The sequence below is a fragment of the Stenotrophomonas rhizophila genome (genome assembly GCF_007667275.1).
In the GTDB taxonomy this organism is placed as follows: Bacteria; Pseudomonadota; Gammaproteobacteria; order Xanthomonadales; family Xanthomonadaceae; genus Stenotrophomonas; species Stenotrophomonas maltophilia_AE.
The window spans coordinates 1,103,793-1,125,288 of the sequence record NZ_VDQT01000001.1; the positions used below are offsets into that span (position 1 = coordinate 1,103,793).

Consider the following 21,496-nt stretch of genomic DNA (forward strand, 5'->3'; position numbering starts at 1 on the left):
TCGCCCTTACCGGCGAGGGCCATTTCCCCTCAAGGAGGCAAGCGCATGACCCACAATCCAGCCGAGGCGCCAGAAGAGGACACCCCTCCCCGCCTGCCCCGCTACACGCCGCACTACCACCACAACATCCGCGCCATGCCGCAGATCAGCGAACTCAACCGGGACAAGTTCGGCCCCTTCCCCATGATCACGCTCAGCGGCGCCTGGCTGCGAACCTTCGGCTTCACCGTGGGCCTGCAGGTGCGGATCGAGGCCACGCCCGACCAGATCATCCTCAGGCCGCTCTGGACCGGCGACCCCGCCACCGTCGCCAAGGAAGAGCCCAAGAAGCCCGTCGTGCGATACGCCGAAGTGGTGGATCGCTAGCCGGTCAGCCCGCCATCACCCGGTTGCGGCACTCCACCCCGCTGGCGACGTCGGCCAAATTGCGCAGGGTGATGCTGCAGATCTCCTGCAGCGCCTCCACGGTAAAGAATCCCTGGTGACCGGTCACCAGTACATTCGGGAAGGTCATCAGGCGCTGGAACAGGTCATCGTCGATGATCTCCCCGGACAGGTCCTGGAAGAACAGCGCGCTTTCCTGTTCGTAGACGTCGATGGCCAGATGCCCCAGATGGCGCGACTTGAGCGCGCGCACCACGGCATCGGTGTTGACCAGTCCACCGCGCGAGGTATTCACCAGCATCGCGCCCGGCTTCATCAATGCCAGCGATTCCTCGTTGATCAGGTGATGGGTTTCAGGCGTAAGCGGGCAATGCAGGGACACGATGTCCGAGCGGGCCAGCAGTTCCTCCAGCGCCACGTGCTCGCCCACCGCCGAGAATCCAGGCGACGGGTAGGGATCGTTGCCCAGCACCGTGCAGCCCATTCCCTTGAAAATACGCGCCGTCGCCAGCCCGATCTTGCCGGTGCCCACGATGCCCACGGTCTTGCCGTGCAGGGTTCGGCCCAGCAGCCCATCCAACATGAAGTTGCCCTCGCGCACCCGGTTGTAGGCGCGGTGGGTGTGCCGGTTGAGGGTCATGATCAGCGCCAGCGCATGCTCGGCCACCGCCTCCGGCGAGTAAGCCGGCACCCGTGCCACCAGCAGTCCCAGTTCCGCGGCAGCCACCAGATCCACGTTGTTGAACCCCGCGCAGCGCAGCAGGATGGCCCGCACCCCCAGCCCATGCAGGGCCCGCAGCACGGGCGCGTCCAGACGGTCATTGACGAATACGCAGACCGCGTCGAAACCCTGGGCCAGGCCGGCGGTCGTGGCGTCCAGCGCCGCATCGAAATAGACCAGCTCGAACCCCTGCCCGGCGTGGTCGCGCGCATTCGCTTCATCAAGGAAATGGCGGTCGTACGGGCGGGCACTGAAAACGGCGGTTTTCATGGGGGTAACCTTGGGCAAGCGTGATGCCCAGTAGACCAGAACCCCGCCCAGGATAGGAACGCCCATGCAACCCCTTTGGCGCAAGCGCCTGCTGACGGCCGCCACCACCGTGCTGGTCCTGCAGGTTGCCTGCAATCCAGACCTGCTGCCGCTGGTTCCCATCATGGATACGATGGGTCTGGATGTCGTGGTGATGCTGCTCGTCGCACAGGTCGCCGCCGCGCGGCCGGGGCTGCGCGGCGGTGTCGCTGGGCTGCAACAATCACCGATCAAGGCCTGGCGGTCGATCAATGCCCGGCTACAACCGAGCGCTTGCCGGCGGCAAATCCATGCGCCCGCGCACGCCATGCAATGCAGAATCCGATCGCCAGCAGCGCGGCCATGGCGGCGGGAAAGGTCTGTGCGCCCCATTGCTCCAGCAGCACGCCGCCCAGCATGCCCCCGCCAGCGATGACGCTGTTCCAGGCCACGACATTGAGTGACAGCGCCACATCCGCGCCCTCCCCTGCGCTGTCGGCCAACGCGGTCTGCAGCAGCGTCGCTGCGCCGCCGAAGGTCAGTCCCCAGACCGCCACGCAGGCATAGACCACCGGTTGCAGCCCCTGCAGCAGCGCCAGCACGACGCAGATCAGGAAGAACGTCGCCAGTGAAACCAGGACGGTACTGCGCAGGTGACGCTCTACCAGCCGGCCCGTCATGCCGATACCTGCCAGCGCGGCGACGCCGAAGATCAGCAACAGCACGTCCACGCGGTTCCCCAGGCCGGCGTGGGCGGCAAACGGCGCCACGTAGGTGTACACGATGTTGTGCGCCAGCATCCAGGCCATCACAGTGGCAAGCACGGGCCGCACCCCGGGAGTGCCGAGCACCTTGCGCAGTGACACACGCTTCGCGGCCGACTGACCCGGGTAATCCGGGACTTTCACCAGCACCCACACGATAAGGATGATGGTGAACGCGGACATCGCGGCAAACGCCGTCCGCCAGCCCAGCAGGCCGCCCATCCAGGTTCCCAGCGGAACGCCCAGCGAGAGAGCGATGGGCGTACCCACCATGGCAATGGCCATGGCCCTTCCCTGCTGCTCGGGCTGAACCATGCGCCGGGCGTACCCCGCCAGCAGGCTCCATGCCAGGCCCGCCGCCGCGCCGGCAAAAAATCGCGCCACCAGGGTAAGGCTGTAATCGCTGGAAAGCGCGGTAATCGAGTTGAACACCAGGAATCCGACGATGGTGAGCAGCAGTACGTTGCGCCGGCGCCACTTCTGCGTCGCGATGGTCAGCGGTATCGCAGCCAGCACCGATCCCAGCGCGTAGGCGGTGACGGTTTGGCCCGCCATCGCGGAGGTGATGTCGAGACCGGCGGACATGAGCGGCAGCAGCCCTGCCGGCAGGGTTTCGGTCACGATGCAGATGAAACCGGTCATCGCCAGCGCCAGCAGCGCGGCGATGGGAAGTGGCGCAGGAGGTTCGTCGTGGGGGGATGTGGTGGAAGAGCTCACACAGGTTCCTTCATCGGGGGCTAGCCGGGTCACATCAATACCTATCGGTACATATGTGAGCCAAAAAAAACAGGCGCCACTGTCAATGCCTGCGTTATGTATCGTTCGGTATATATAGTCCTGGGATGGTCGCGTTGTCAACACTTTCTGTATCGACTAGTATTTATGTCAACACCGGAGCACGCCATGGCACAGATGGGCAGACCCCGCAGCTTCGACCGCGATACTGCCGTCGAGGAGGCGCTTCACCTGTTCTGGGAACAGGGCTATGAATCCACCTCGTTGACCCAGCTGAAGGCTGCAATCGGGGGCGGCATCACTGCGCCCAGCTTCTATGCGGCGTTCGGGTCGAAGGAAGCGCTGTTCAAGGAATGCATGGAGCGCTACCTGGCCACCTTCGCGAAAGTGACCCACTGCCTGTGGGACGCCTCGTTGGCTCCCCGGGAGGCGGTGGAGCTCGCGTTGCGCCGCTCGGCGAAGATGCAGTGCGAGCGCGGCCACCCCAAGGGCTGCATGGTCGCGCTGGGAGTGATGAGCGCGCCATCGCCGGAGCTTTCGGCCCTGACCGCGCCGCTTACCCGCTCACGCGCCCATACGCGTGCCGGCATCCGGGCCTGCGTGGACCGCGCCATTGCCAGCGGCGATCTCAAGCCGGGAACCGACGCGGCTTCGCTGGCGTTCGTGTTCGACAGCTTCCTGCTGGGCCTAACCACGCTGGCCCGCGATGGCTTGGGCTTCAAGGCCATGGATGCCGCCATCCAGCGGTTGATGGTGGTTTGGGACGCTCACTGAGTCACCCGCGGCGCCCCTGGCGGCACATCACCCGTCTCAACCTGTGACTCTGGCCGACACTACGATCTGCGCCATGAGCACAGTTCACGACCACAGCACCCCCAACGAACCATCGAACCACCGCGCCGAGCGCCCTGAGATGTTTGGACACCTGTTCATGGGGCCGGACCAGCGCTCACCACTCGAGCAACGGGAGGCCCAACGCAGGGAGCATGCGCGGCGCACCGGGAAAGGACGTGCCAACTGGTGGAAGCGCGAACAAGCACCCGGCAGCTGACCCTGACCCTGCCACAGTGGGTTGCCGGCGGGACGCCAGCGGCGCGGCATCCACATGCGCCTGATGGGGCATCGGCTATGCTTTCTGCCTGACCTGACGACGGACCCCCACTGCATGCCCTCTCCCCCCACGCGTGCCGGATGTGCCTTGTGCCGCGATGCGGAGCCGCTGCAGTTCGACTTCAGCTACGCGTTCCAGCCCATTGTCGACATACAAGCGCACAAGGTGTTCGCGCACGAAGCACTGGTACGCGGTCCGGCGGGCGAACCTGCCGACACGGTGCTGTCGCGCGTGACCGCCGACAACCGCTATTCGTTCGATCAAGCGTGCCGTGAGAAGGCCATCCGTATTGCGGCCGGGTTGCAGCTGTCGTCCTGTCTTTCGATCAATTTCCTGCCCAATGCCATCTATCGGCCGGAGGTCTGCATTCGGTCCACCCTGCAGGCGGCCGAGCGGTATGGCTTTCCGGTAGAGCGGATCATTTTTGAAACCGTGGAGGGGGAGCGGGTCAGCGACGGCAAATGGCTGGCCGAGATCCTGAGCGAGTACAAACGCATCGGCTTCAAGACGGCCATCGATGATTTCGGCGCTGGCTTTGCCGGCCTCAACCTGCTGGCTGATTTCCACCCGGATATTGTCAAGCTGGATATGGCGTTGATCCGCGGCATCGACCATAGCCGGTCACGACGCGCCATCGTGGCTGGGGTGATCTCCATGTGCGACGAGCTGGATATCGAGGTGATCGCCGAAGGAATCGAAACCGCGGATGAGGCGCGATGCCTGTCCGATCTCGGCATCCGCCTGATGCAGGGCTACTGGTTCGGCCGCCCACGATTCGAGCAGGCCGCCGGCGAGGCCGACATTCCCTGGGGTGTCTGACGGCGCGGTTAGGCTTCGAACCGCGGCCCTGACGCCGAGGTTAACAGCGGTCGCCCCAAACCGCCGCGCGCGCAGATGTGTCATGGACCCGCATGCCAGCCTGGCCTAGTATCGGCAGCTGCCGAATGCCCATGACTGGATGTGCGTGAACAGCTTTGAAAGATTCAACGGCCGCCGTAGCGGCAAGGGCAGTCAGGTTGCCATCCTCGCCCACGGCTTCGGAACCGACCAGACCGCGTGGAGCGCCCTGCGCCCATGGTTCGAGGAGCGCTACGACGTAGTGTCGTTCGACCTCGCCGGCTGCGGACCCAACGGCGCGGACACCTACGACTTCGACCGGCATGGTTCGTTGTTCGGCTATGCCGACGACCTGCTGGAGATCATGGACGACCTGGCATTGCGCGACTGCGTGTACGTCGGCCACTCCATGAGCGGCATGATCGGTGCGGTTGCCGCCGTGGCTCGCCCGGAACTGTTCGACCGGCTGGTCACCGTGGGGGCTTCGCCGCGTTACCTGGATGACACCGGCTACACCGGCGGCTTCCAGGCAGCGGATCTGGAGAACCTGTTCGACAGCATGAGCGCCAATTACCAAGCCTGGGTGGCGGGGTTCGCGCCGATGGTAGTCGGCGTGGACAACGGGCAGGTGGTGGCCGACTTCTCGCGCACGCTGTTCCAGATGCGGCCGGACATCGCGCTCAATACCTCGCGCACGATCTTCAACTCCGATATGCGTTCGCTGGCCGCGCAGCTGACCCGCCCCGTGCATGTGATCCAGACCGCGGTCGACATGGCCGTGCCGGTGCAGGTGGGTCATTGGCTGGAAGCGGCCATCCCGACCGCCACGCTGGATGTCATCGATGCCGAGGGGCATCTTCCACACATGACCGCCCCCGATGAAGTCGTCCGCATCCTCGAGCGCCGCCTGGCGGCCAACGCGGCATGAGCACTGCCGACAGCGACGCCCTCGCCGGCCTGTGCCACTTCGCCCAGCTCGCTTCCGGTGCGGACCTGGTCATGGCGGTGGAGATCGAAGCGAATGGCTGGGCGGGCTGGGCCGCTTCGTTCCCGGCCATGCCGTTTTCCGGATTCAGCCTGGCCCGTAGCGGCATCTTGGAGCACGGCTGGTCGGGCGAAGCGGTGGCTGCCGCCGGATTCCGCCTGCCCACGGCCCTGCTGCATGGATTGAACGGTCCACCGGCTAGGCTGCTGTTCGTGCCCGCGCCGTCCCTTGGCGCACCGCTGAGCGGCCTGCTGGTGCTGTGGAAAGGCGAGCCGTCCGCCACGCAGTTGACCCCACAGGTTCCGCTGCTGGCCACGAGCGTGGCCCGGCTGCTGTCAGCCCGGCGCGAAAAGCTGCGCGAAGTGACGGTGCAGAACCAGTTCATCGATCTGGTCGAGAGCGTGCCCGCCGGGATCGTGCTGATGGAAGGCGACGGCGTCAGCGCGGTGATCAACGAGCGTGCGGCTGACCTTCTGGGCTGCCCGCCCGGTAACCACCGCGCACGCGACCTTGCCGAACCCATGCGTACCCTTCGGCAGCGGTGCGACAACCACGCCGAGCTTGAGCAGGCGTACGGCGCGCAGGTGGGCAATGTCAGTTTCGCTTCCACCTTGAACTGGGCGCTGGGCGAACGCACGATCGAGGTGGATACCCATCCCGTTCGCGGGAACGGCGAGTATGGCCGCATCTGGCTGTTCACCGACGTGACCGCCGAACTGCTGATGGCCGCCGAGCTGCGCCGCCTGGCCGCCTCCGACCCGTTGACCGGCATTCCCAACCGGCGCCACTTCGAAGAGCGTTCTGCGCAGATCATCGCCGCGCGCGAAGCCACCGGCCATTCGGTGGCGGTGCTGATGGTCGACGTCGACCATTTCAAGAGGATCAACGACAGCCACGGCCATCCTGCGGGCGATGAAGTGCTGAAGGTAGTAGCCAAGCGCTGCCGGGAAGCGCTGCGCGAGCGCGACCTCTTCGCGCGCTTTGGCGGGGAGGAGTTTGTCGCGTTGCTGGCGGCGCCTGCTGTCGAGGATGCGCCCGCGGTGGCCGAGCGGATGCGCCAGGCCGTGTCCGCCACGCCGATTGATGTTGGCGATGCGCATCAATGTGACGGTGAGCATCGGGGCAGCGCTGGGCGAAGCGCTGCCGGGGAGTGACCAACCGCTGCTGGCCGAATTGATCGCGCGCGCGGATGAGGCGCTTTACCGGGCCAAGGCGGGTGGGCGTAACCGGGTTAGCATGGCGGTGGAGTGAGGCCGCGGCAGGCGGGTAATCCGCACTGCCTCCGCTCCCGACAAAAGGCCCGGCCTAGGCCGGGGCTATTTTAAAACTTCTGCCACTAATGATCATAAAAGTTGGCTTGCAGACCGAACTCGGCCTCCAAATAACTCATCAAGCTCACAGCCTGCTCTCGTGTTCCGGCGACCATATCACTGAGCATGATGGCTAAGGGATATTGACCTTGCCCGGGGCTGATGATTCTCACATCCACTTTCAATAGCCCGCCGGATTCATGTCCACCTGGAATAACGCTGCCTGTCGGCGCACACATCAACGAAATCGTGTCGCCAATCATTGGTTCAACGGCAAAGTCCAAATCACCAACAACGTTACCAATTGCCTCGCCACCGGAAGTAGATACTGAAAAATCCACATTGATCTTCATAGCGGCCTACCCGGCAGGTACAGCCCTGCGGCGGCAGCCATCTCAGCACTCATGTCACATCCCAGCTTGTTTCCGAGAGAGATCATCGCGGCAATATTTTCGAGCCGGCCACGCAGATCGGCTGCGTGGGTGGCCCATCCAGACGCGCCGTACATACCACCCTTATCGACAATCATGGCATCCATCTTCGTTCTGGCGTAAGCGATTGCCTGCATTGTAGCTCGCTTCAAATCGCCTCAAGGATCCTCGGTGAGTCCTGAAGCACTCGTGCGTTCCCCGCGGCCGGGGGGATGCCGAGCAGAGCCTGGCACGACGTAGCTCACAATCGGATGGCCGCAGCCAAGGACGGTGGTTCCGGCACCTTCCGCAAGCAGATTCCAGAGCGCAGAAGACGCCTATGCTGCGCGGTCTCGACGCTGAAATTCACTCACGACCTGAGCAGCCATGCGACGCACGCAGGTGTCATCGATGTTGTGCCCCGCAATCATTGCATCGGCCATGCGGAGCTCCATCTCGCGCTCAGGAGTGTCCGCCTGTGGCCGGGCCGGATCGCGGAGAAGAGGGCCCACGGCCATCATCCAGTCGAGCTCGGCTGCCAATTCCGGGTTACGCCTGCGCTCCAAGCGATCTGCAGCGGTAGCCACGCCGGCAGCGCCCCATCCAAGCAGGAACCAGGCCACCAGCAGACCTCCGCCCGTCAACAAAACCTCACCGGTATCCGGGAAATCCCTGAAGGCGGAAACGGCTCCAGAAAGCAGCAGGAGCAAGCTGGCCAGCAGAGCAAACCGGCGGATAAGCAGGATGAACCGGATAAGCAACAGAGCGGCGTTCAGAAAATCACCAACAAGACCACAGTGCGGATTCGCGATGATAGCCGCTGTTCGAGGCTTGGAGAAATGCGAAAACAAGCAGAAATACTTCTATCAACGAGCAACATCGACAGAAACGTCTCTACGTAAACGCGGCTGCCGCCTCGGCACAAACAAGAAGCCCCGACCAAGGCCGGGGCTTTCTGCTGAACTGGTGCCGGAAATAGGAATCAAAAATGCATGTCAACCTTCTTTTAAAGGCTACTACAGCGCGCGACTTCGGTTGCGCACATCAGCCTTGTCCCGTCAGTGCTGCAGCGTTAGAGACGAGGAACCCCTAACTGCCCGAAAGGCGCTCCTATGTTTCCTTTTTGTTCGTGACCTGCGGTTGCAACTACCGTGCCTGTGCAGTGTCCACCAGTTGGCGCCCGAACGACGCCACCACGGCTACCCGCTCCGATTTTGGCCCGCCCATGAGATAGCACACCTGATCGTAGGACAGGCAAGACAGGAACTGCGTCGTTGTATTGCGCCAGATCGCACGGAATCGCTGCAGTGCTTGAACCAGCGAGGCGAGCAGGTAGATTGGGTAGATGATCGCTGCGAGGCCACCCAGGCCTCCTAAGAACGCACCGCCTGATTCATGTACGTTGGCGTGGTCGGCCATCCATGCCCCGCCCCAGATGATGGGCACAGCCAGTAGCAGGCGCCCGTAACGCATGAGGAACACGTTTAAGGCGGTGATTGCAAAGGTTGGTGCGAAGGCTTTCAGAAGCTGGTCGTTCATTTGGGGCGGGTGTCCAAGGTTTGCGAAGTGTGAGCGGTTTGGCGTTTGTAGACTGGGCGCTTGGGCAGCTTTGCAGGGGACGGAAAGGGCGAACTGCAAAGGGCGCGATGTGGACCCAGATCAGTCGTCTGACAAGTCACCTCGCCTACTGCATGTCCGCAACCTTGCGGCCATGAAGTAGCTCAAGCGTCATGTACATCGGCCTGCCGCCGTCGCGCTTGAGGAAAAGGCCGCTGGCCAAGTTATTTGGTTACGGGATGCTGGCGCGCTTCCTAGCCCTGCATCGCGCCCACCGCCTGCACGCAGGCGAACCCTGCGGCGAGCTCATCGCCCCTTGGACAGTTGGGATTGAGCACCTCAACCAAACCGTAACGACCCCTGCACGAATTCGCCCCCGGCACGGACGCCTTTTCCGATCAACAGGTTCCGAATGCATCCAACACAAAAAGCCCCGACCGAGGCCGGGGCTTTCTGCTGAACTGGTGCCGGAAATAGGAATCGAACCTACGACCTACGCATTACGAATGCGCCGCTCTACCAACTGAGCTATTCCGGCTGAGCAGGCAATTCTAAGGGGAGCGGGTCAGGCGGTCAATTGCGGGACCCCCTCCTCCCGGAAGGCCGGCCCTGCCTGGCATCCGGGGCACCGGGCGTTGACGCCCCCGGCCCTACAGTGGGCCCGTTGCCCTCTGGAGAGCCCCATGCGCCCCTGCACCCGTCTGGCCGGCCTGCTGCTTGCTTCCCTGCTGTGTACTTCCCCGGCGATCGCCGAGTCCCCCACTCCCGCGCCGCCGGACCAGCAATGGCAGCCGCTGTTCCAGCAGGTCCAGGGCGCGCACCTGTTCAAAGACCAGAAGACCTTCGCGGACGCCGTTCCCATGGCAGATCCCGGCACGATCCTTGCCGCGTGGGAGGCCGAAAAGGGGCATCCGGGCTACTCGCTGGACGCGTTCGTCGCCAAGCACTTCACGGCGCCCGTGGAAGGCGCGGCCTACGTGCCGCCCGCCGGGGAAACCCTGCGCGCGCATATCGAAGGGCTGTGGCCGGTGCTGACCCGGACCACCGACACCGTGGACCCGCGCGGTTCGCTGCTGCCGCTGCCCAAGCCGTATGTGGTGCCCGGCGGGCGTTTCCGCGAGGTGTACTACTGGGACAGCTACTTCACCCTGCTCGGCCTGGCGTCCAATGGCCGGTGGCAGCAGGTGCGCGACATGGTGGACAACTTCGCGTGGCAGCTGGACCAGTACGGGCATATTCCCAACGGCAACCGCAGCTATTACCTGAGCCGGTCGCAGCCGCCGTTCTTCAGTTTGATGGTGGATCTGCTGGCTACGCATGAGGGGGATGACGCGTATCGCCGGTATCTGCCGCAGCTGCGCACCGAGCATGCGTTCTGGATGCGTGGGGCGGAAGGTTTGGCGCCCGGTGCCGCCAGTGAGCGGGTGGTGCGGATGAACGATGGCAGCGTGCTCAACCGGTATTGGGATGCGCGGGCGGTGCCGCGGACCGAGTCGTGGACGGATGACCTGGCGACGGCGGCCACGGTGGCGGATCGCGCGCCTTCGCAGGTGTATCGCGATCTGCGGGCCGGGGCGGAATCGGGGTGGGATTTCAGTTCGCGGTGGCTGATGCATCCGGCGGAGCTGGGCAGCATCCACACCACGGAGATCGTGCCGGTGGATCTGAACAGTCTGCTGTTCCATCTGGAGACGACGATTGCGCGGGCGGGTCGCGCAGCGGGGGAGCGTTCGGTTGCGCGGGATTTCGCGCGGCAGGCGGAACAGCGCAAGCGGGCGATCAACGCGCTGCTGTGGGATGAGCGGCAGGGCTGGTATGCCGATCGTGATCTTGAACGTGGTGCGCCCCGCCCTGCCCTGACTGCCGCTGCGTTGTTCCCGTTGTGGCTGCAGGTGGCGAGCCCGGTGCAGGCGAAGCGGACCGCGCAGGCGGTGGAGGCGCAGCTGGTGCGCGAGGGCGGGTTGTTGACCACCACCGAGAACACCGGACAGCAGTGGGATGCGCCGAATGGGTGGGCGCCATTGCAGTGGGTGGCGGTGGATGGGTTGCAGCGTTACAAGCAGGATGCGTTGGCGCGGCAGATTGGCGTGCGGTTCCTGCGGACGGTGCAGACGGTGTATGACCGTGAGGGGAAGCTGGTGGAGAAGTATGTGGTGGACGGGTCGGCGGGTGGTGGTGGTGGTGGGGAGTACCCGTTGCAGGATGGGTTTGGGTGGAGCAATGGGGTGGCGTTGGCGTTGTTGGATCGGTTGTGTGATGAAGGGAAGCGGTGTGAGTCGGCGGGGGATGTTGGGGAGTGAGCAGGGGCAAGAGCGCGTGCCCAGCTGGGGTCATGCGTTAAAGAGGTCGCGGAGTTGGTCGGCGGTCGTTTGGGAACCGACCCTACCAGGGTCACGGCAGCACGGGTAAAGCCGCCACCACGGCCGCGTCATGCAGGCAGTGATGCCAGTCGTCCAACCCCGGTCATGCCAACAGGTGCGTGCGAGACGTTATCGGACCGAGCGGGCTATGCAGTATTGCGCTGCGTAGTAGGTGCTAAGTACGCACAGGGTTGCGGCTGGGAGGCCGCCGCCGAAGCGGTCCCAGGCTAGTACGGAGTCGCTGATGACGAACAGGATTGCGCCGATGGCGGCCCATCGCGCGCCTTGCAGTGCTGGTGCGGTGGTCGATGCATGCGACCACGCGCGGGCGAGTGCCAGTGTGGCCATCAGGGCGAGCACCGCTACGTAGACCACGACTGGAATACGCAGGTCGTTGGGTAGCAGCGGCCATAGGCCTGCGAGGTTGATGCCGGCGAACACAGCCAGCAGGGCGCCGGCCGCCCACAGCGCGCGCCCTGTCCTGAACCCGGCGCGGAACACGACGATGTAGCAGAGGTGGGCGAGGAGGAAGGCGATCAAGCCAGGTACGAAGGCGTCGAAGGGCAGCATCAGAAAGATGTCGCCCATGCAGGAGAACACCATGCCTAGCAGGATGGTACGGGCGTAGGTGCGGCTGGCGGAGGGTGTGTCGGTTGCCGGCCAGAGGCCGGCACTACGCAGGACCATGGCTGCTATCAGTAGCGTGGTCAGCGGCTTGGCTATCCAGTGCAGCCAGCGGCCGTCGCCGTCGAGCGACGCGCCGACGATGGCGGCTATCGCCGCCAGCAGGATCGGCACGTCGCGGCGCGGGTTCATCGCGCTTTCCAGAGCTCGGCCAGGCGGTCGGGCTTGCCGGCGATGCGCTGCAGCGTGGGGTACTGCAGGCCGCCGTGGTAGTCGAGCTTGATGGTGTCGATGCGGTCGAAGTTGCGCACCAGCAGGGTGAGCGGTGCCTTGTCGGTTTTGGCGGCGGCGACGGCGTCCTTCAGGTCCTCGCCTTTGAACACGCGGCCGTTGAGCGCCAGCACGCTCATGCCCGGGGCCAGGCCGGCGTTGAAGGCGGGGCTGTCCCACAGCACGTCGGTGACGGCGCCCGCTTCGGTAACCGCCAGACCCAGCGAGTACAGCAGGTTGGTGTTCTTGGCGCGGGTTTCCTGCGCCTTGAAGGCGTCGTTCGGGGTGTCGGTGTAGACCAGCTTCCAGCCGGCCGCTTCCAGGCCGCCGATGAGCGGGCCATGGCCGTCCAGGCGCTCGCGCAGGAAGCTGGCCCAGTCGAACGGGGCGATGCCGTTCAAGGTGCTGACGACGTCCTCGAAGGTATATGGGTTCACGTTCCAGTCGCCGTCGTGCATGCCGAAGAAGGCCTTGGCGAAGTCATCCAGGCTGCGCTTGTTGCCGGTCAGCGCACGCAGCTTGCCCTCCACCTCCAGCCACACCATCTGACCGCCGGAGTAGTAGTCCTCGCTCATCTGGTAGTTGCGGTACGCCAGCGCGCGGCGCTGGGCGATGGTGGGGTCGTTGGTGGTGTCCTGCAGGTTGCGCCAGGCCAGGCCGGGGCGACCGCGGTCGTAGGTGGCGGCGACGTTGGCCAGCATGTCGCGGGTCTGGTCGTTGCTCCACAGGCCCGAGCGCGCGGCCAGCACGTGGCCCCAGAACTGGGTCTGGCCTTCGTACAGCCACAGCAGGCTGTCGCCCATGGGCACGTTGAAGTTGGCGGTGGTCAGGTCGGCGCCACGACGGTACTTGCCGTTCCAGGAATGGTTGAACTCGTGCGGCAGCAGGTCGCGGCCCAGCCAGGTCTTGTCCCAGTCGGTGAAGTAGCCGGTGTCGCCGCTGTTTTCACTGGAGCGCTGGTGCTCCAGGCCGATGCCGCCGAGTTTGCTGGTGAGCGCGAGCAGGAATTCGTAGCGGTCGAAGTGGCGTGCGCCGTAGAGCTTGTAGATCTGCTGCACCAGGGCGCGGTGCGCCTGCAGCTGTTCGGGCTTGGCCACCAGCGACTTGGCGTCGTCGGCGAACACGTTCAGGCGCACGGGCACCTTGGCGCCGGGGTCGAGGTCGAACTGCTGGTAGTGGCGGCCGGCGAACAGCGGCGAGTCGACCAGGTGGTCGTAGCTGATCGGCTTGAACACCACGGTGTCGCCGTCGCGGCGTTCGGTGTCCAGCGCGGTGGCGTAGGACCAGCCCGGCGGCAGGGTGACGCTGGCCTGGGCCTGGATGTTGCGGGTGATCACGCCGGTCGGGTACAGCGAGTTGGCATTCCACTGCAGGTTGAGCATTTCCGGGGTCATCACCACGCGGCCCTGCCCTGCGCCCTGCGAGGAGAGGAAGTTGAAGTTGGCGACGACTTCACTGGCGCCCTGCGGCACGTCCACGGTGAAGGCGTAGACGTTGTACGGGTCGCGCGTCCACGCCAGCGGTTTGCCGTTGGCGGTGACCACCAGGCCGGCGAGTTTGTCGATGGGGCCGCTGGGGGAATGCGCGCCGGGCAGCCACTGCGGGTACAGCAGGGTCAGCGGGCCAGGCTTGGCGGGAACGGTGGCCTTGACCTTGAAGATGCGGCGGCCGATGTCGCGTGCGTCGACGTCGATGCGCAGCGTGCCCGGGAAGGCGACGTCCTGCGGCGGGGGTGTCTGCGCGTGCACGCCGGTGGTGGTGGCGGCGAGAAGCACGGAGAGGACGGCGGCACGCAGTTTCATCGAAGACGGTTCCGGCATACGAAAGGATCGATGCTAGACCTGCGGGGAGGTGCAGCCCCATGGCCAAAGGTCATGTCTTCGGTGCGAAACAGCGTACCGACCAACGGTCGGTACCTACCGGGCGATTTACGCCACGAACGGCAAAGCCACGCACCGGTCGGTAGGTGACGACCCTTGGTCGTCATCGCGGGTAGGTGACAACCTTGGCCGTCATCGCAGGTAGGTGACGACCGTTGGTCGTCACACCGATCAGGAAATGAGGCGCAGCCTCAATTCCTTCGGCAACGCGAACACCATCGACTCGGGCTCGCCTTCCAGCTCGCCCACGTTACCCGCGCCCAGTTCCTTCAGGCGCGCAATCACGCCGTCCACCAGTACCTGCGGTGCGGACGCACCCGCGGTGAGGCCGATGTGCTTCTTGCCCAGCACCCACGCCGGGTCGATCTCGTCGGCGCCGTCGATCAGGTAGCTTTCCACGCCATCACGGCGCGCCAGTTCGCTCAGGCGGTTGGAATTGGAGCTGTTCGGCGAGCCCACCACCAGCACCAGGTCGCAGCGCTTGGCCAGGTCGCGCACGGCATCCTGGCGGTTCTGGGTGGCGTAGCAGATGTCGTCGTTCTTCGGGCCCTGCATCGCCGGGAAACGCTCGCGCAGTGCGTCGATGATGCCGCGGGTGTCGTCCACCGACAGCGTGGTCTGGGTGGTGTAGGCGAAGTTCTCCGGCTGGTTCAGTACCAGCGTGGCGACCTGCTCGACATCTTCCACCAGGTAGATGCTGCCGCTTCCGGCTTCCTGCTTCCACTGGCCCATGGTGCCCTCCACTTCCGGGTGACCGGCGTGGCCGATCAGCACCACGTCGCGGCCGGCACGGCAGTGGCGCGCCACTTCGAAGTGGACCTTGGTCACCAGCGGGCAGGTGGCGTCGAACACCTTCAGGCCACGACGGTCGGCTTCCTGGCGCACGGCCTGGGAAACGCCGTGCGCGCTGAAGATCACCGTGTTGCCATCCGGCACTTCATCGAGTTCCTCGACGAAGATCGCGCCGCGCTGCTTGAGGTCGTCCACCACGAAGCGGTTGTGCACCACTTCATGGCGCACGTAGATGGGCGCGCCCAGCGTTTCGATCGCGCGCTTGACGATCTCGATCGCACGATCGACACCGGCACAGAATCCACGCGGGTTGGCGAGCAGCACATCCATCAGACAGGTCTCCCGGCAGCGGCCGGCGGTGGGTTACGGGTTGGCATTATCCGCCTTTTTGGCGGCCTTGCCGTCGAACAGGCCGAACACGGCGATGCCGATGGCACCGACCACGATCGCGGCGTCGGCGATGTTGAACGCGGGCCAATAGTGCTCACCCACGTACCACTGGATGAAATCGACCACGTGGCCGTGCACCTGGCGGTCGATCACGTTGCCGATCGCGCCGCCGATGACCAGCGCGTACGGCACCGCGCTGCGCCAGTGCGCGCGCGGGGTGCGCGAGAGCCAGAACGCCATCAGGCCGCTGATGCCCACCGCGAGCGCGGTGAAGAACCACAGCTGCCAGCCGCCGGCGTCGCTCAGGAAACTGAACGCAGCGCCGGTGTTGTAGGTGCGGTACCAGTTCCAGAAACCGTCGATGACCGGCACCGGCTGGAACTCGGGCAGGCTGGACAGCACCCAGGCCTTGCTCCACTGGTCGAGGATGATGATGGCGGCCGACAGCACCAGCCACACCAGCGCGCTCGGGCGCGGACGCGGGGCGGCCATCAGAACCACTTCCTGTCTTCGCCGGCGCCGTCGACGTTGCTTGCGCAACGACCGCACAGTTCCGGATGGGCGGCCACCGTGCCGATGTCTGCGCGGTAGTGCCAGCAGCGCACGCATTTCTGCTTGCTGGTCGGCTGGGCGCTGACGAACACCTCGTCGGTGGTCGCCGGGCGCACGCTCACGTCGCCACTGATGAACAGGAAGCGCAGCTCATCGGCCAGCGGCTGCCAGCGCACTGCGGTGTCTTCGCTGGCGGCCACGGTGATCTCCGCTTCCAGCGCGGCACCGATGGCGCCGTTGGCGCGCATCGGCTCCAGCACCTTGGCCACCTGCTCGCGCAGGGCCAGCAGCTGGTCGAAGTCGGCCGCGTTCAACGGGGCGTCGGCCGGCAGCGGGGCCAGGCCTTCGTACCAGGTGGCGAACAGCACGTTGTCCTTGCGCGCGCCCGGCAGGTAGCCCCACAGCTCGTCGGCGGTGAAGGTCAGGATCGGGGCCACCCAGCGGGTGAACGCTTCGGCGATGTGGTACATCGCGGTCTGCGCCGAACGGCGACCACGCGAGTCGGTCGGCATGGTGTACAGCCGGTCCTTGGTCACGTCCAGGTACAGCGAGCCCAGGTCGACGCTGCAGAAGTTCAGCAGAAGCTGCACGATCTCGGCCATGTTGTAGCCGGTGTAGGCAGCCTTGATCTTCTCCTGCACTTCCCAGGCGCGATGCACGATCCAGCGGTCCAGCGCGACCATGTCGGCCGGCGCCACCAGGTGCCGGGCCGGATCGAAACCGTCCAGGTTGCCGAGCAGGAAGCGCGCGGTGTTGCGCAGGCGGCGGTAGGCGTCAGCGTTGCGCTTGAGGATCTCCTGCGACAGCGACATTTCATTGCTGTAGTCCGCCGAGGCGATCCACAGGCGCAGGATGTCCGCGCCCAGGGTCTTCATGATGTCCTGCGGCTCGATGCCGTTGCCCAGCGACTTGGACATCTTGCGGCCGTTCTCGTCCACGGTGAAGCCGTGGGTGAGGCACTGCTTGTACGGGGCGTGCTTGTCGATGGCCACGCCGGTCAGCAGCGAGGACTGGAACCAGCCGCGATGCTGGTCCGAGCCTTCCAGGTACAGGTCGGCCGGCTTGCCGAAGCCACGCTCCAGCAGCACGCCTTCGTGGGTGACGCCCGAGTCGAACCAGACATCGAGGATGTCGGTGACTTTCTCGTAGTGCGCGGCGTCATCGCCGAGCAGTTCGGCGGCGTCCAGCGCATACCAGACATCGATGCCGCCCTGCTGCACGCGGTCGGCCACCTGCAGCATCAGCTCGACGGTGCGCGGATGCGGCTCGCCGGTTTCGCGGTGGGTGAACAGTGCGATCGGCACGCCCCAGGTGCGCTGGCGGCTGATGCACCAGTCCGGGCGTCCGTCGACCATGCTGCCGATGCGCGCCTTGCCCCAGCTCGGGAACCAGCCGACGTTGTCGATGGCGGCCATCGCGTCGTTGCGCAGGTTGGCCTTTTCCATCGAGATGAACCACTGCGGGGTGGCGCGGAACACGACCGGGGTCTTGTGCCGCCAGCAGTGCGGGTAGCTGTGCACGATCTCCACGAACGCCAGCAGTGCGCCGGAGTCGCGCAGCACGTCCACGATCAGCGGCTGCGCCTTCCACAGGTGCACGCCGGCCAGCACCACCTCGCCCGCCGGCGGGGTGGACGGCAGGTACACGCCACGGCCGTCGACCGGGTTGATCTGGGCGGCGGTGTAGGTGTCCATCAGCCCATACTGCTGGCTGACCACGAAGTCTTCCTGGCCGTGGCCGGGGGCGGTGTGCACCGCACCGGTACCGTCCTCATCGGACACATGCGCGCCGTTGAGCAGCGGGATGTCCCGCTGCGGGTAGAACGGGTGGGCCAGCAGCAGGTTTTCCAGCGCGGCACCGGCGGCATGGCCGTGGGCCAGCACTTCCTCCACGCCATAGCGGCGCAGCGCGCGCTCGGCGAGGCTGGCGGCGATCACCAGCCAGCGACGCTTGCCGTTGTGGGCCGGGCCTTCGACCAGCGCGTACTGGATGTCCGCGCCCAGCGACACCGCCAGCGACGCCGGCAGGGTCCACGGCGTGGTGGTCCAGATCGGCACGGCGACCTCGACATCGGCCGGCAGGGTCACGCCGAAGCGCGCGGCCAGCTGTGCGCTGTCGCGTGCGACGTAGGCCACGTCGATGGCCGGCGAGGTCTTGTCCTGGTACTCGATTTCCGCTTCGGCCAGCGCCGAGCCGCAGTCGAAGCACCAGTGCACCGGCTTGGCGCCGCGCACGATGTGGCCGTTGGCGAAGATCTTGGACAGCGCACGGATTTCATTGGCTTCGAAATCGAAGCTCAGGGTCTTGTACGGGTTGTCCCAGTCGCCGACCACGCCCAGGCGCTTGAAGTCGCGGCGCTGCAGCTCGATCTGCTCTTCGGCGTATTCGCGGCACTTCTGCCGGAACTCGACGGCATCCAGCTTGACGCCGACCTTGCCCCACTTCTTTTCGACCGCGATTTCGATCGGCAGGCCGTGGCAATCCCAGCCCGGCACGTAGGGCGCATCGAAGCCGGCCAGGTAGCGCGACTTGACGATGATGTCCTTGAGGATCTTGTTGACCGCATGGCCCAGGTGGATCTGGCCGTTGGCATACGGCGGGCCGTCGTGCAGCACGAACAGCGGGCGACCCTGCGCGTTTTCGCGCAGGCGGGCGTACAGGCCCTCGTCCTCCCAGCGCGACAGAATGCCCGGCTCGCGCTTGGGCAGGTCGCCGCGCATCGGGAATTCGGTGGCCGGCAGATGAAGGGTGGCTTTGTAGTCCTGGCTCACGCAGTGGCTCGCAATCTGTGTTCGGAAAGGATGTGACGGGCCTGATCGGCGTCACGGTGCATCTGGTCGGTCAGTGCCGCCAGGTCTTGGAACTTTTCTTCGTTGCGCAGCTTGGCCACGAACTCGACTTCGATGTGCCGACCGTACAGGTCGCCCTGGAAATCGAACAGGTGCGCTTCCAGCAGCGGCTCGACGCCGTCCACGGTGGGACGGGTGCCGAAGCTGGACACCGACGGCCACGGCTGGTCGAACACGCCGTGCACCCAGGTGGCGTAGATGCCAGCCAGCGCCGGCGTTTTCGGAAAGCGCAGGTTGGCGGTCGGGAAGCCCAGGGTGCGGCCGAGCTGGCGCCCGCGCACGACCCGCCCGCTGATCGCATAGGGGCGACCGAGCAGGTCGGCGGCGCGGGTGAAGTCGCCGTCGCGCAGCAGCTGGCGGATGCGGGTGGCGGAAATGCGTTCGCCGTGCAGGTCCACCGCTTCGATTTCGCCGGCGCTGAAGCCCAGCGGTCCGCCCATCGCCTGCAGCAGGGCCAGGTCGCCGCGACGCCGGTTGCCGAAGCAGAATTCCGGACCGATCCACACTTCGCGGGCGCCCAGGCGCTGGGCCAGCAGCTGTTCGACGAAGGCTTCGGCGGGCATGGCGGCCATGCGCGCGTCGAAGCGCAGCAGGCCGATGGCGTCCACGCCGAAGCCCTGCAGGATCGCCACCTTGTCGCGGGCCAGGGTCAGCCGCGGCGGCGGCTCGCCCTGGGCGAAGTACTCGCGCGGCAGCGGTTCGAAGGCGACCGCCACGGCCGGCACGCCGAGCGCGCGGGCACGCGCCACCGCATGCCGCACCAGCGCACGATGGCCCAGGTGCAGGCCGTCGAATGCGCCGATGCAGACCACGCTTCCGTGCGGGAACAGAGGCCCGCCTTCGATGGATCGGAACAAGGTGCTCATCTGATGGAGATCCGGCCCATTCGGGCCAATGTGTTGCAATGCATGACCCTCAAGTATAGCCGGGCGTTGAAGGGAAGCAGCCACGCAGGGCGTGGCTCTACAGGTGGTGGCGATGTGGTCGTAGATCAATGCTCGCGCAGGTGGCGCGGGCGGAAGCCCATGGCGACCAGGGCAATCAGGTAGGTCAGGCCGCCGCCGCCGACCAGCAGGGCCAGGTTGCCGATGCGGTGCCATTTGTCCATGTCGGTGAAGTCGGTCATCAGCTGCAGCAGGCCCAGCAGCACCGCCACCATCGCCGCGCAGGCCAGGCCCAGGCGGGTCACGTAGCCGGCCCAGCCGGGCTTGGGCTGGTAGACGTCGGTCTTGCCCAGCCAGTACCAGAGCAGGCCGAGATTCAGGTAGCTGGACAGCGCGCTGGCGATGCCCAGCGCCAGGTGCAGGCCCGGCTGCTTGCCCAGGGCCACCCACACGCCCTGCGCCTTCAGCGCCTCGGGCACCATCAGGTGGTAGAGCACGGCCAGCAGGATGAAGTTGAAGACCATGTTGGCCACCAGCGCGACCAGGCCCGCCCGCACCGGGGTGCGGGTGTCCTGGCGGGCGTAGAACGCCGGCAGCACCACCTTCAGCAGGGCGAAGGCCGGCAGCGCGAGGCTCAGGCCATACACCGACAGCGCGGTCATGCGGGTGTCGAACGCGGTGAACTGGCCGTGCTGGAACAGGGTGGCGATCAGCGGCTCGGCGCACAGCAGCAGGCCGAGCATGGCCGGCACGGCGATCAGCAGCGTGGTGCGCAGGCCCCAGTCCAGCGCGCTGGAGAAGCCGGCCTTGTCGGTACTCACATGATGGCGGGCCAACGCGGGCAGGATCACCGTACCCAGCGCCACCCCGAACACGCCCAGCGGCAGTTCCAGGAAACGGTCGGCCAGCGACAGCCACGACTGCGAGCCATCGGTCAGCTTGGCCGCGATCACCGTATCCAGCAGCAGGTTGATCTGCGCCACCGAGGAGCCGAACAGGGTCGGCACCATCAGGGTCAGCACCTTCCGCACGCCCGGATGGCGCCAGCCCCAGCGCGGCAGGGTCAACAGGTTGATGCCGTGCAGCGAGGGCAGCTGGAACAGCAGCTGCAGCACGCCGGCGGCAAGCACCGCCCAGCCCAGCGCCAGGATCTGCTTTTCCGGGGTGCCGCCCAGCCGGGGTGCCAGCCACAGCGCGCCGGCGATCATGCACAGGTTGAGGATGACCGGGGTCAGCGCCGGCATCGCAAAGCGCTGGAAACTGTTCAGGGCGCCACCGGCCAGCGCGGTCAGCGAAACGAACAGCAGGAACGGGAAGGTCAGCCGGAACAGGTCCACCAGCAGGCCGTGCTTGGCCGGGTCGGTCTCCACCCCGCTTGAGAACAGCGTGGCCAGCTGCGGCGCGAAAATCAGCGCCAGCGCGGTGACCAGCATCAGCACTGCGCCGAGCGTGCCGGCGACCCGCGACATCAACTCGCGCAGCTCCTCATGCGAACGGGTTTCCTTCACTTCCGTGAACACCGGCACGAAGGCGGTGGCGAAGGAGCCCTCCGCGAACAGGCGGCGCAGGAAGTTGGGCACCCGGAAGGCGACCCAGAAGGCATCGGTCACCGCATTGGTGCCGAAGGTGGTGGTCACGGCCAGGTCGCGGACCAGCCCCAGCACCCGCGAAATCATGGTCATGCTGCTGAAGGACAGCAACCCGCGCAACATCCTTGGTGAACTCACCCGTGTTTCCTCTTGACAATTGACTTGACGTACATTTTTCGAGCCATCATACTTTCCAGCTTGCTG

The 21,496-nt window shown here is 65.7% G+C and carries 19 protein-coding genes and 1 tRNA gene; 6 read left to right on the forward strand and 14 right to left on the reverse strand.

The features are described from left to right. Window positions 1-45 precede the first annotated feature (45 nt). Window positions 46-366, forward strand: a complete 321-nt coding sequence (locus tag FSZ13_RS04735) for a SymE family type I addiction module toxin (protein WP_145478237.1) — start codon at window positions 46-48, stop codon at window positions 364-366. A gap of 4 nt (window positions 367-370) precedes the next feature. On the opposite strand, the gene FSZ13_RS04740 is transcribed toward FSZ13_RS04735, so the two are convergent. Together FSZ13_RS04740 and FSZ13_RS04745 are read right to left on the reverse strand one after the other, a co-directional pair. Beyond that, window positions 371-1,375 (reverse strand): 2-hydroxyacid dehydrogenase, encoded by a 1,005-nt coding sequence (locus FSZ13_RS04740; protein ID WP_145478238.1) that lies wholly within the window; start codon window positions 1,373-1,375, stop codon window positions 371-373. Window positions 1,376-1,662: 287 nt separating this feature from the next. Then, window positions 1,663-2,874 carry an MFS transporter gene (locus tag FSZ13_RS04745; RefSeq protein ID WP_313955401.1) on the reverse strand — a complete coding sequence of 404 codons (1,212 nt, stop codon included), beginning with the start codon at window positions 2,872-2,874 and terminating at the stop codon, window positions 1,663-1,665. A gap of 186 nt (window positions 2,875-3,060) precedes the next feature. Here FSZ13_RS04745 and FSZ13_RS04750 point away from each other — a divergent pair, with 186 nt between their 5' ends. The 4 genes from FSZ13_RS04750 to FSZ13_RS04765 all read left to right on the forward strand — a co-directional run bounded on the left by FSZ13_RS04750 (window position 3,061) and on the right by FSZ13_RS04765 (window position 6,979). Further along, on the forward strand, window positions 3,061-3,666 hold the full coding sequence (locus FSZ13_RS04750) for a TetR/AcrR family transcriptional regulator (protein WP_145478239.1): 606 nt from the start codon (window positions 3,061-3,063) through the stop codon (window positions 3,664-3,666). A 391-nt stretch (window positions 3,667-4,057) separates the two neighbouring features. After that, on the forward strand, window positions 4,058-4,822 hold the full coding sequence (locus FSZ13_RS04755; protein ID WP_145478240.1) for an EAL domain-containing protein: 765 nt from the start codon (window positions 4,058-4,060) through the stop codon (window positions 4,820-4,822). Between the two features lie 139 nt (window positions 4,823-4,961). Continuing rightward, a complete protein-coding gene (locus FSZ13_RS04760; protein WP_145478241.1) occupies window positions 4,962-5,768 on the forward strand; it encodes an alpha/beta fold hydrolase in 807 nt (268 codons plus the stop codon). Further along, window positions 5,765-6,979: a GGDEF domain-containing protein gene (locus FSZ13_RS04765; protein WP_222116591.1), complete on the forward strand. Its 1,215-nt coding sequence runs from the start codon at window positions 5,765-5,767 to the stop codon at window positions 6,977-6,979. The genes FSZ13_RS04760 and FSZ13_RS04765 overlap by 4 nt, the downstream gene beginning before the upstream one ends. A 182-nt stretch (window positions 6,980-7,161) precedes the next feature. Here the strand turns inward: FSZ13_RS04765 and FSZ13_RS04770 are convergent, their stop codons facing one another. The 5 genes from FSZ13_RS04770 to FSZ13_RS04790 all read right to left on the reverse strand — a co-directional run bounded on the left by FSZ13_RS04770 (window position 7,162) and on the right by FSZ13_RS04790 (window position 9,640). Continuing rightward, window positions 7,162-7,488, reverse strand: a complete 327-nt coding sequence (locus FSZ13_RS04770; protein WP_145478242.1) for a hypothetical protein — start codon at window positions 7,486-7,488, stop codon at window positions 7,162-7,164. Further along, window positions 7,485-7,703 carry a hypothetical protein gene (locus FSZ13_RS04775; RefSeq protein ID WP_145478243.1) on the reverse strand — a complete coding sequence of 73 codons (219 nt, stop codon included), beginning with the start codon at window positions 7,701-7,703 and terminating at the stop codon, window positions 7,485-7,487. The genes FSZ13_RS04770 and FSZ13_RS04775 overlap by 4 nt, the downstream gene beginning before the upstream one ends. 180 nt (window positions 7,704-7,883) lie before the next feature. Next, window positions 7,884-8,396 (reverse strand): hypothetical protein, encoded by a 513-nt coding sequence (locus tag FSZ13_RS04780; protein ID WP_145478244.1) that lies wholly within the window; start codon window positions 8,394-8,396, stop codon window positions 7,884-7,886. 295 nt (window positions 8,397-8,691) lie between these two features. After that, on the reverse strand, window positions 8,692-9,084 hold the full coding sequence (locus FSZ13_RS04785; RefSeq protein WP_145478245.1) for a hypothetical protein: 393 nt from the start codon (window positions 9,082-9,084) through the stop codon (window positions 8,692-8,694). A gap of 480 nt (window positions 9,085-9,564) precedes the next feature. Continuing rightward, window positions 9,565-9,640: transfer RNA gene (locus FSZ13_RS04790), tRNA-Thr, on the reverse strand. Window positions 9,641-9,785: 145 nt separating this feature from the next. Here FSZ13_RS04790 and treA point away from each other — a divergent pair. Beyond that, window positions 9,786-11,402, forward strand: a complete 1,617-nt coding sequence (treA, locus tag FSZ13_RS04795; RefSeq protein WP_145478550.1) for an alpha,alpha-trehalase TreA — start codon at window positions 9,786-9,788, stop codon at window positions 11,400-11,402. 189 nt (window positions 11,403-11,591) lie between these two features. Here treA and FSZ13_RS04800 read toward each other — a convergent pair whose 3' ends face one another. From FSZ13_RS04800 to murJ, 7 genes are all read right to left on the reverse strand, one after another. Further along, on the reverse strand, window positions 11,592-12,278 hold the full coding sequence (locus FSZ13_RS04800; protein ID WP_145478246.1) for a lysoplasmalogenase: 687 nt from the start codon (window positions 12,276-12,278) through the stop codon (window positions 11,592-11,594). Continuing rightward, window positions 12,275-14,158, reverse strand: coding sequence for a M61 family metallopeptidase (locus FSZ13_RS04805; protein WP_145478247.1), 1,884 nt, complete (start codon window positions 14,156-14,158; stop codon window positions 12,275-12,277). Before FSZ13_RS04805 ends, FSZ13_RS04800 begins: the two co-directional genes overlap by 4 nt. A 249-nt stretch (window positions 14,159-14,407) precedes the next feature. Continuing rightward, window positions 14,408-15,358: a 4-hydroxy-3-methylbut-2-enyl diphosphate reductase gene (ispH, locus tag FSZ13_RS04810; RefSeq protein ID WP_145478248.1), complete on the reverse strand. Its 951-nt coding sequence runs from the start codon at window positions 15,356-15,358 to the stop codon at window positions 14,408-14,410. A 33-nt stretch (window positions 15,359-15,391) separates the two neighbouring features. Then, window positions 15,392-15,910 carry a signal peptidase II gene (gene lspA / locus FSZ13_RS04815; protein WP_145478249.1) on the reverse strand — a complete coding sequence of 173 codons (519 nt, stop codon included), beginning with the start codon at window positions 15,908-15,910 and terminating at the stop codon, window positions 15,392-15,394. Continuing rightward, window positions 15,910-18,741 (reverse strand): isoleucine--tRNA ligase, encoded by a 2,832-nt coding sequence (ileS, locus tag FSZ13_RS04820; RefSeq protein WP_145478250.1) that lies wholly within the window; start codon window positions 18,739-18,741, stop codon window positions 15,910-15,912. Before ileS ends, lspA begins: the two co-directional genes overlap by 1 nt. After that, complete coding sequence (locus FSZ13_RS04825) at window positions 18,738-19,685, reverse strand: bifunctional riboflavin kinase/FAD synthetase (RefSeq protein WP_145478251.1); 948 nt, start codon at window positions 19,683-19,685, stop codon at window positions 18,738-18,740. The genes ileS and FSZ13_RS04825 overlap by 4 nt, the downstream gene beginning before the upstream one ends. Window positions 19,686-19,810: 125 nt before the next feature. Next, a complete protein-coding gene (murJ, locus tag FSZ13_RS04830) occupies window positions 19,811-21,415 on the reverse strand; it encodes a murein biosynthesis integral membrane protein MurJ (protein WP_145478551.1) in 1,605 nt (534 codons plus the stop codon). Window positions 21,416-21,496: the final 81 nt, after the last annotated feature.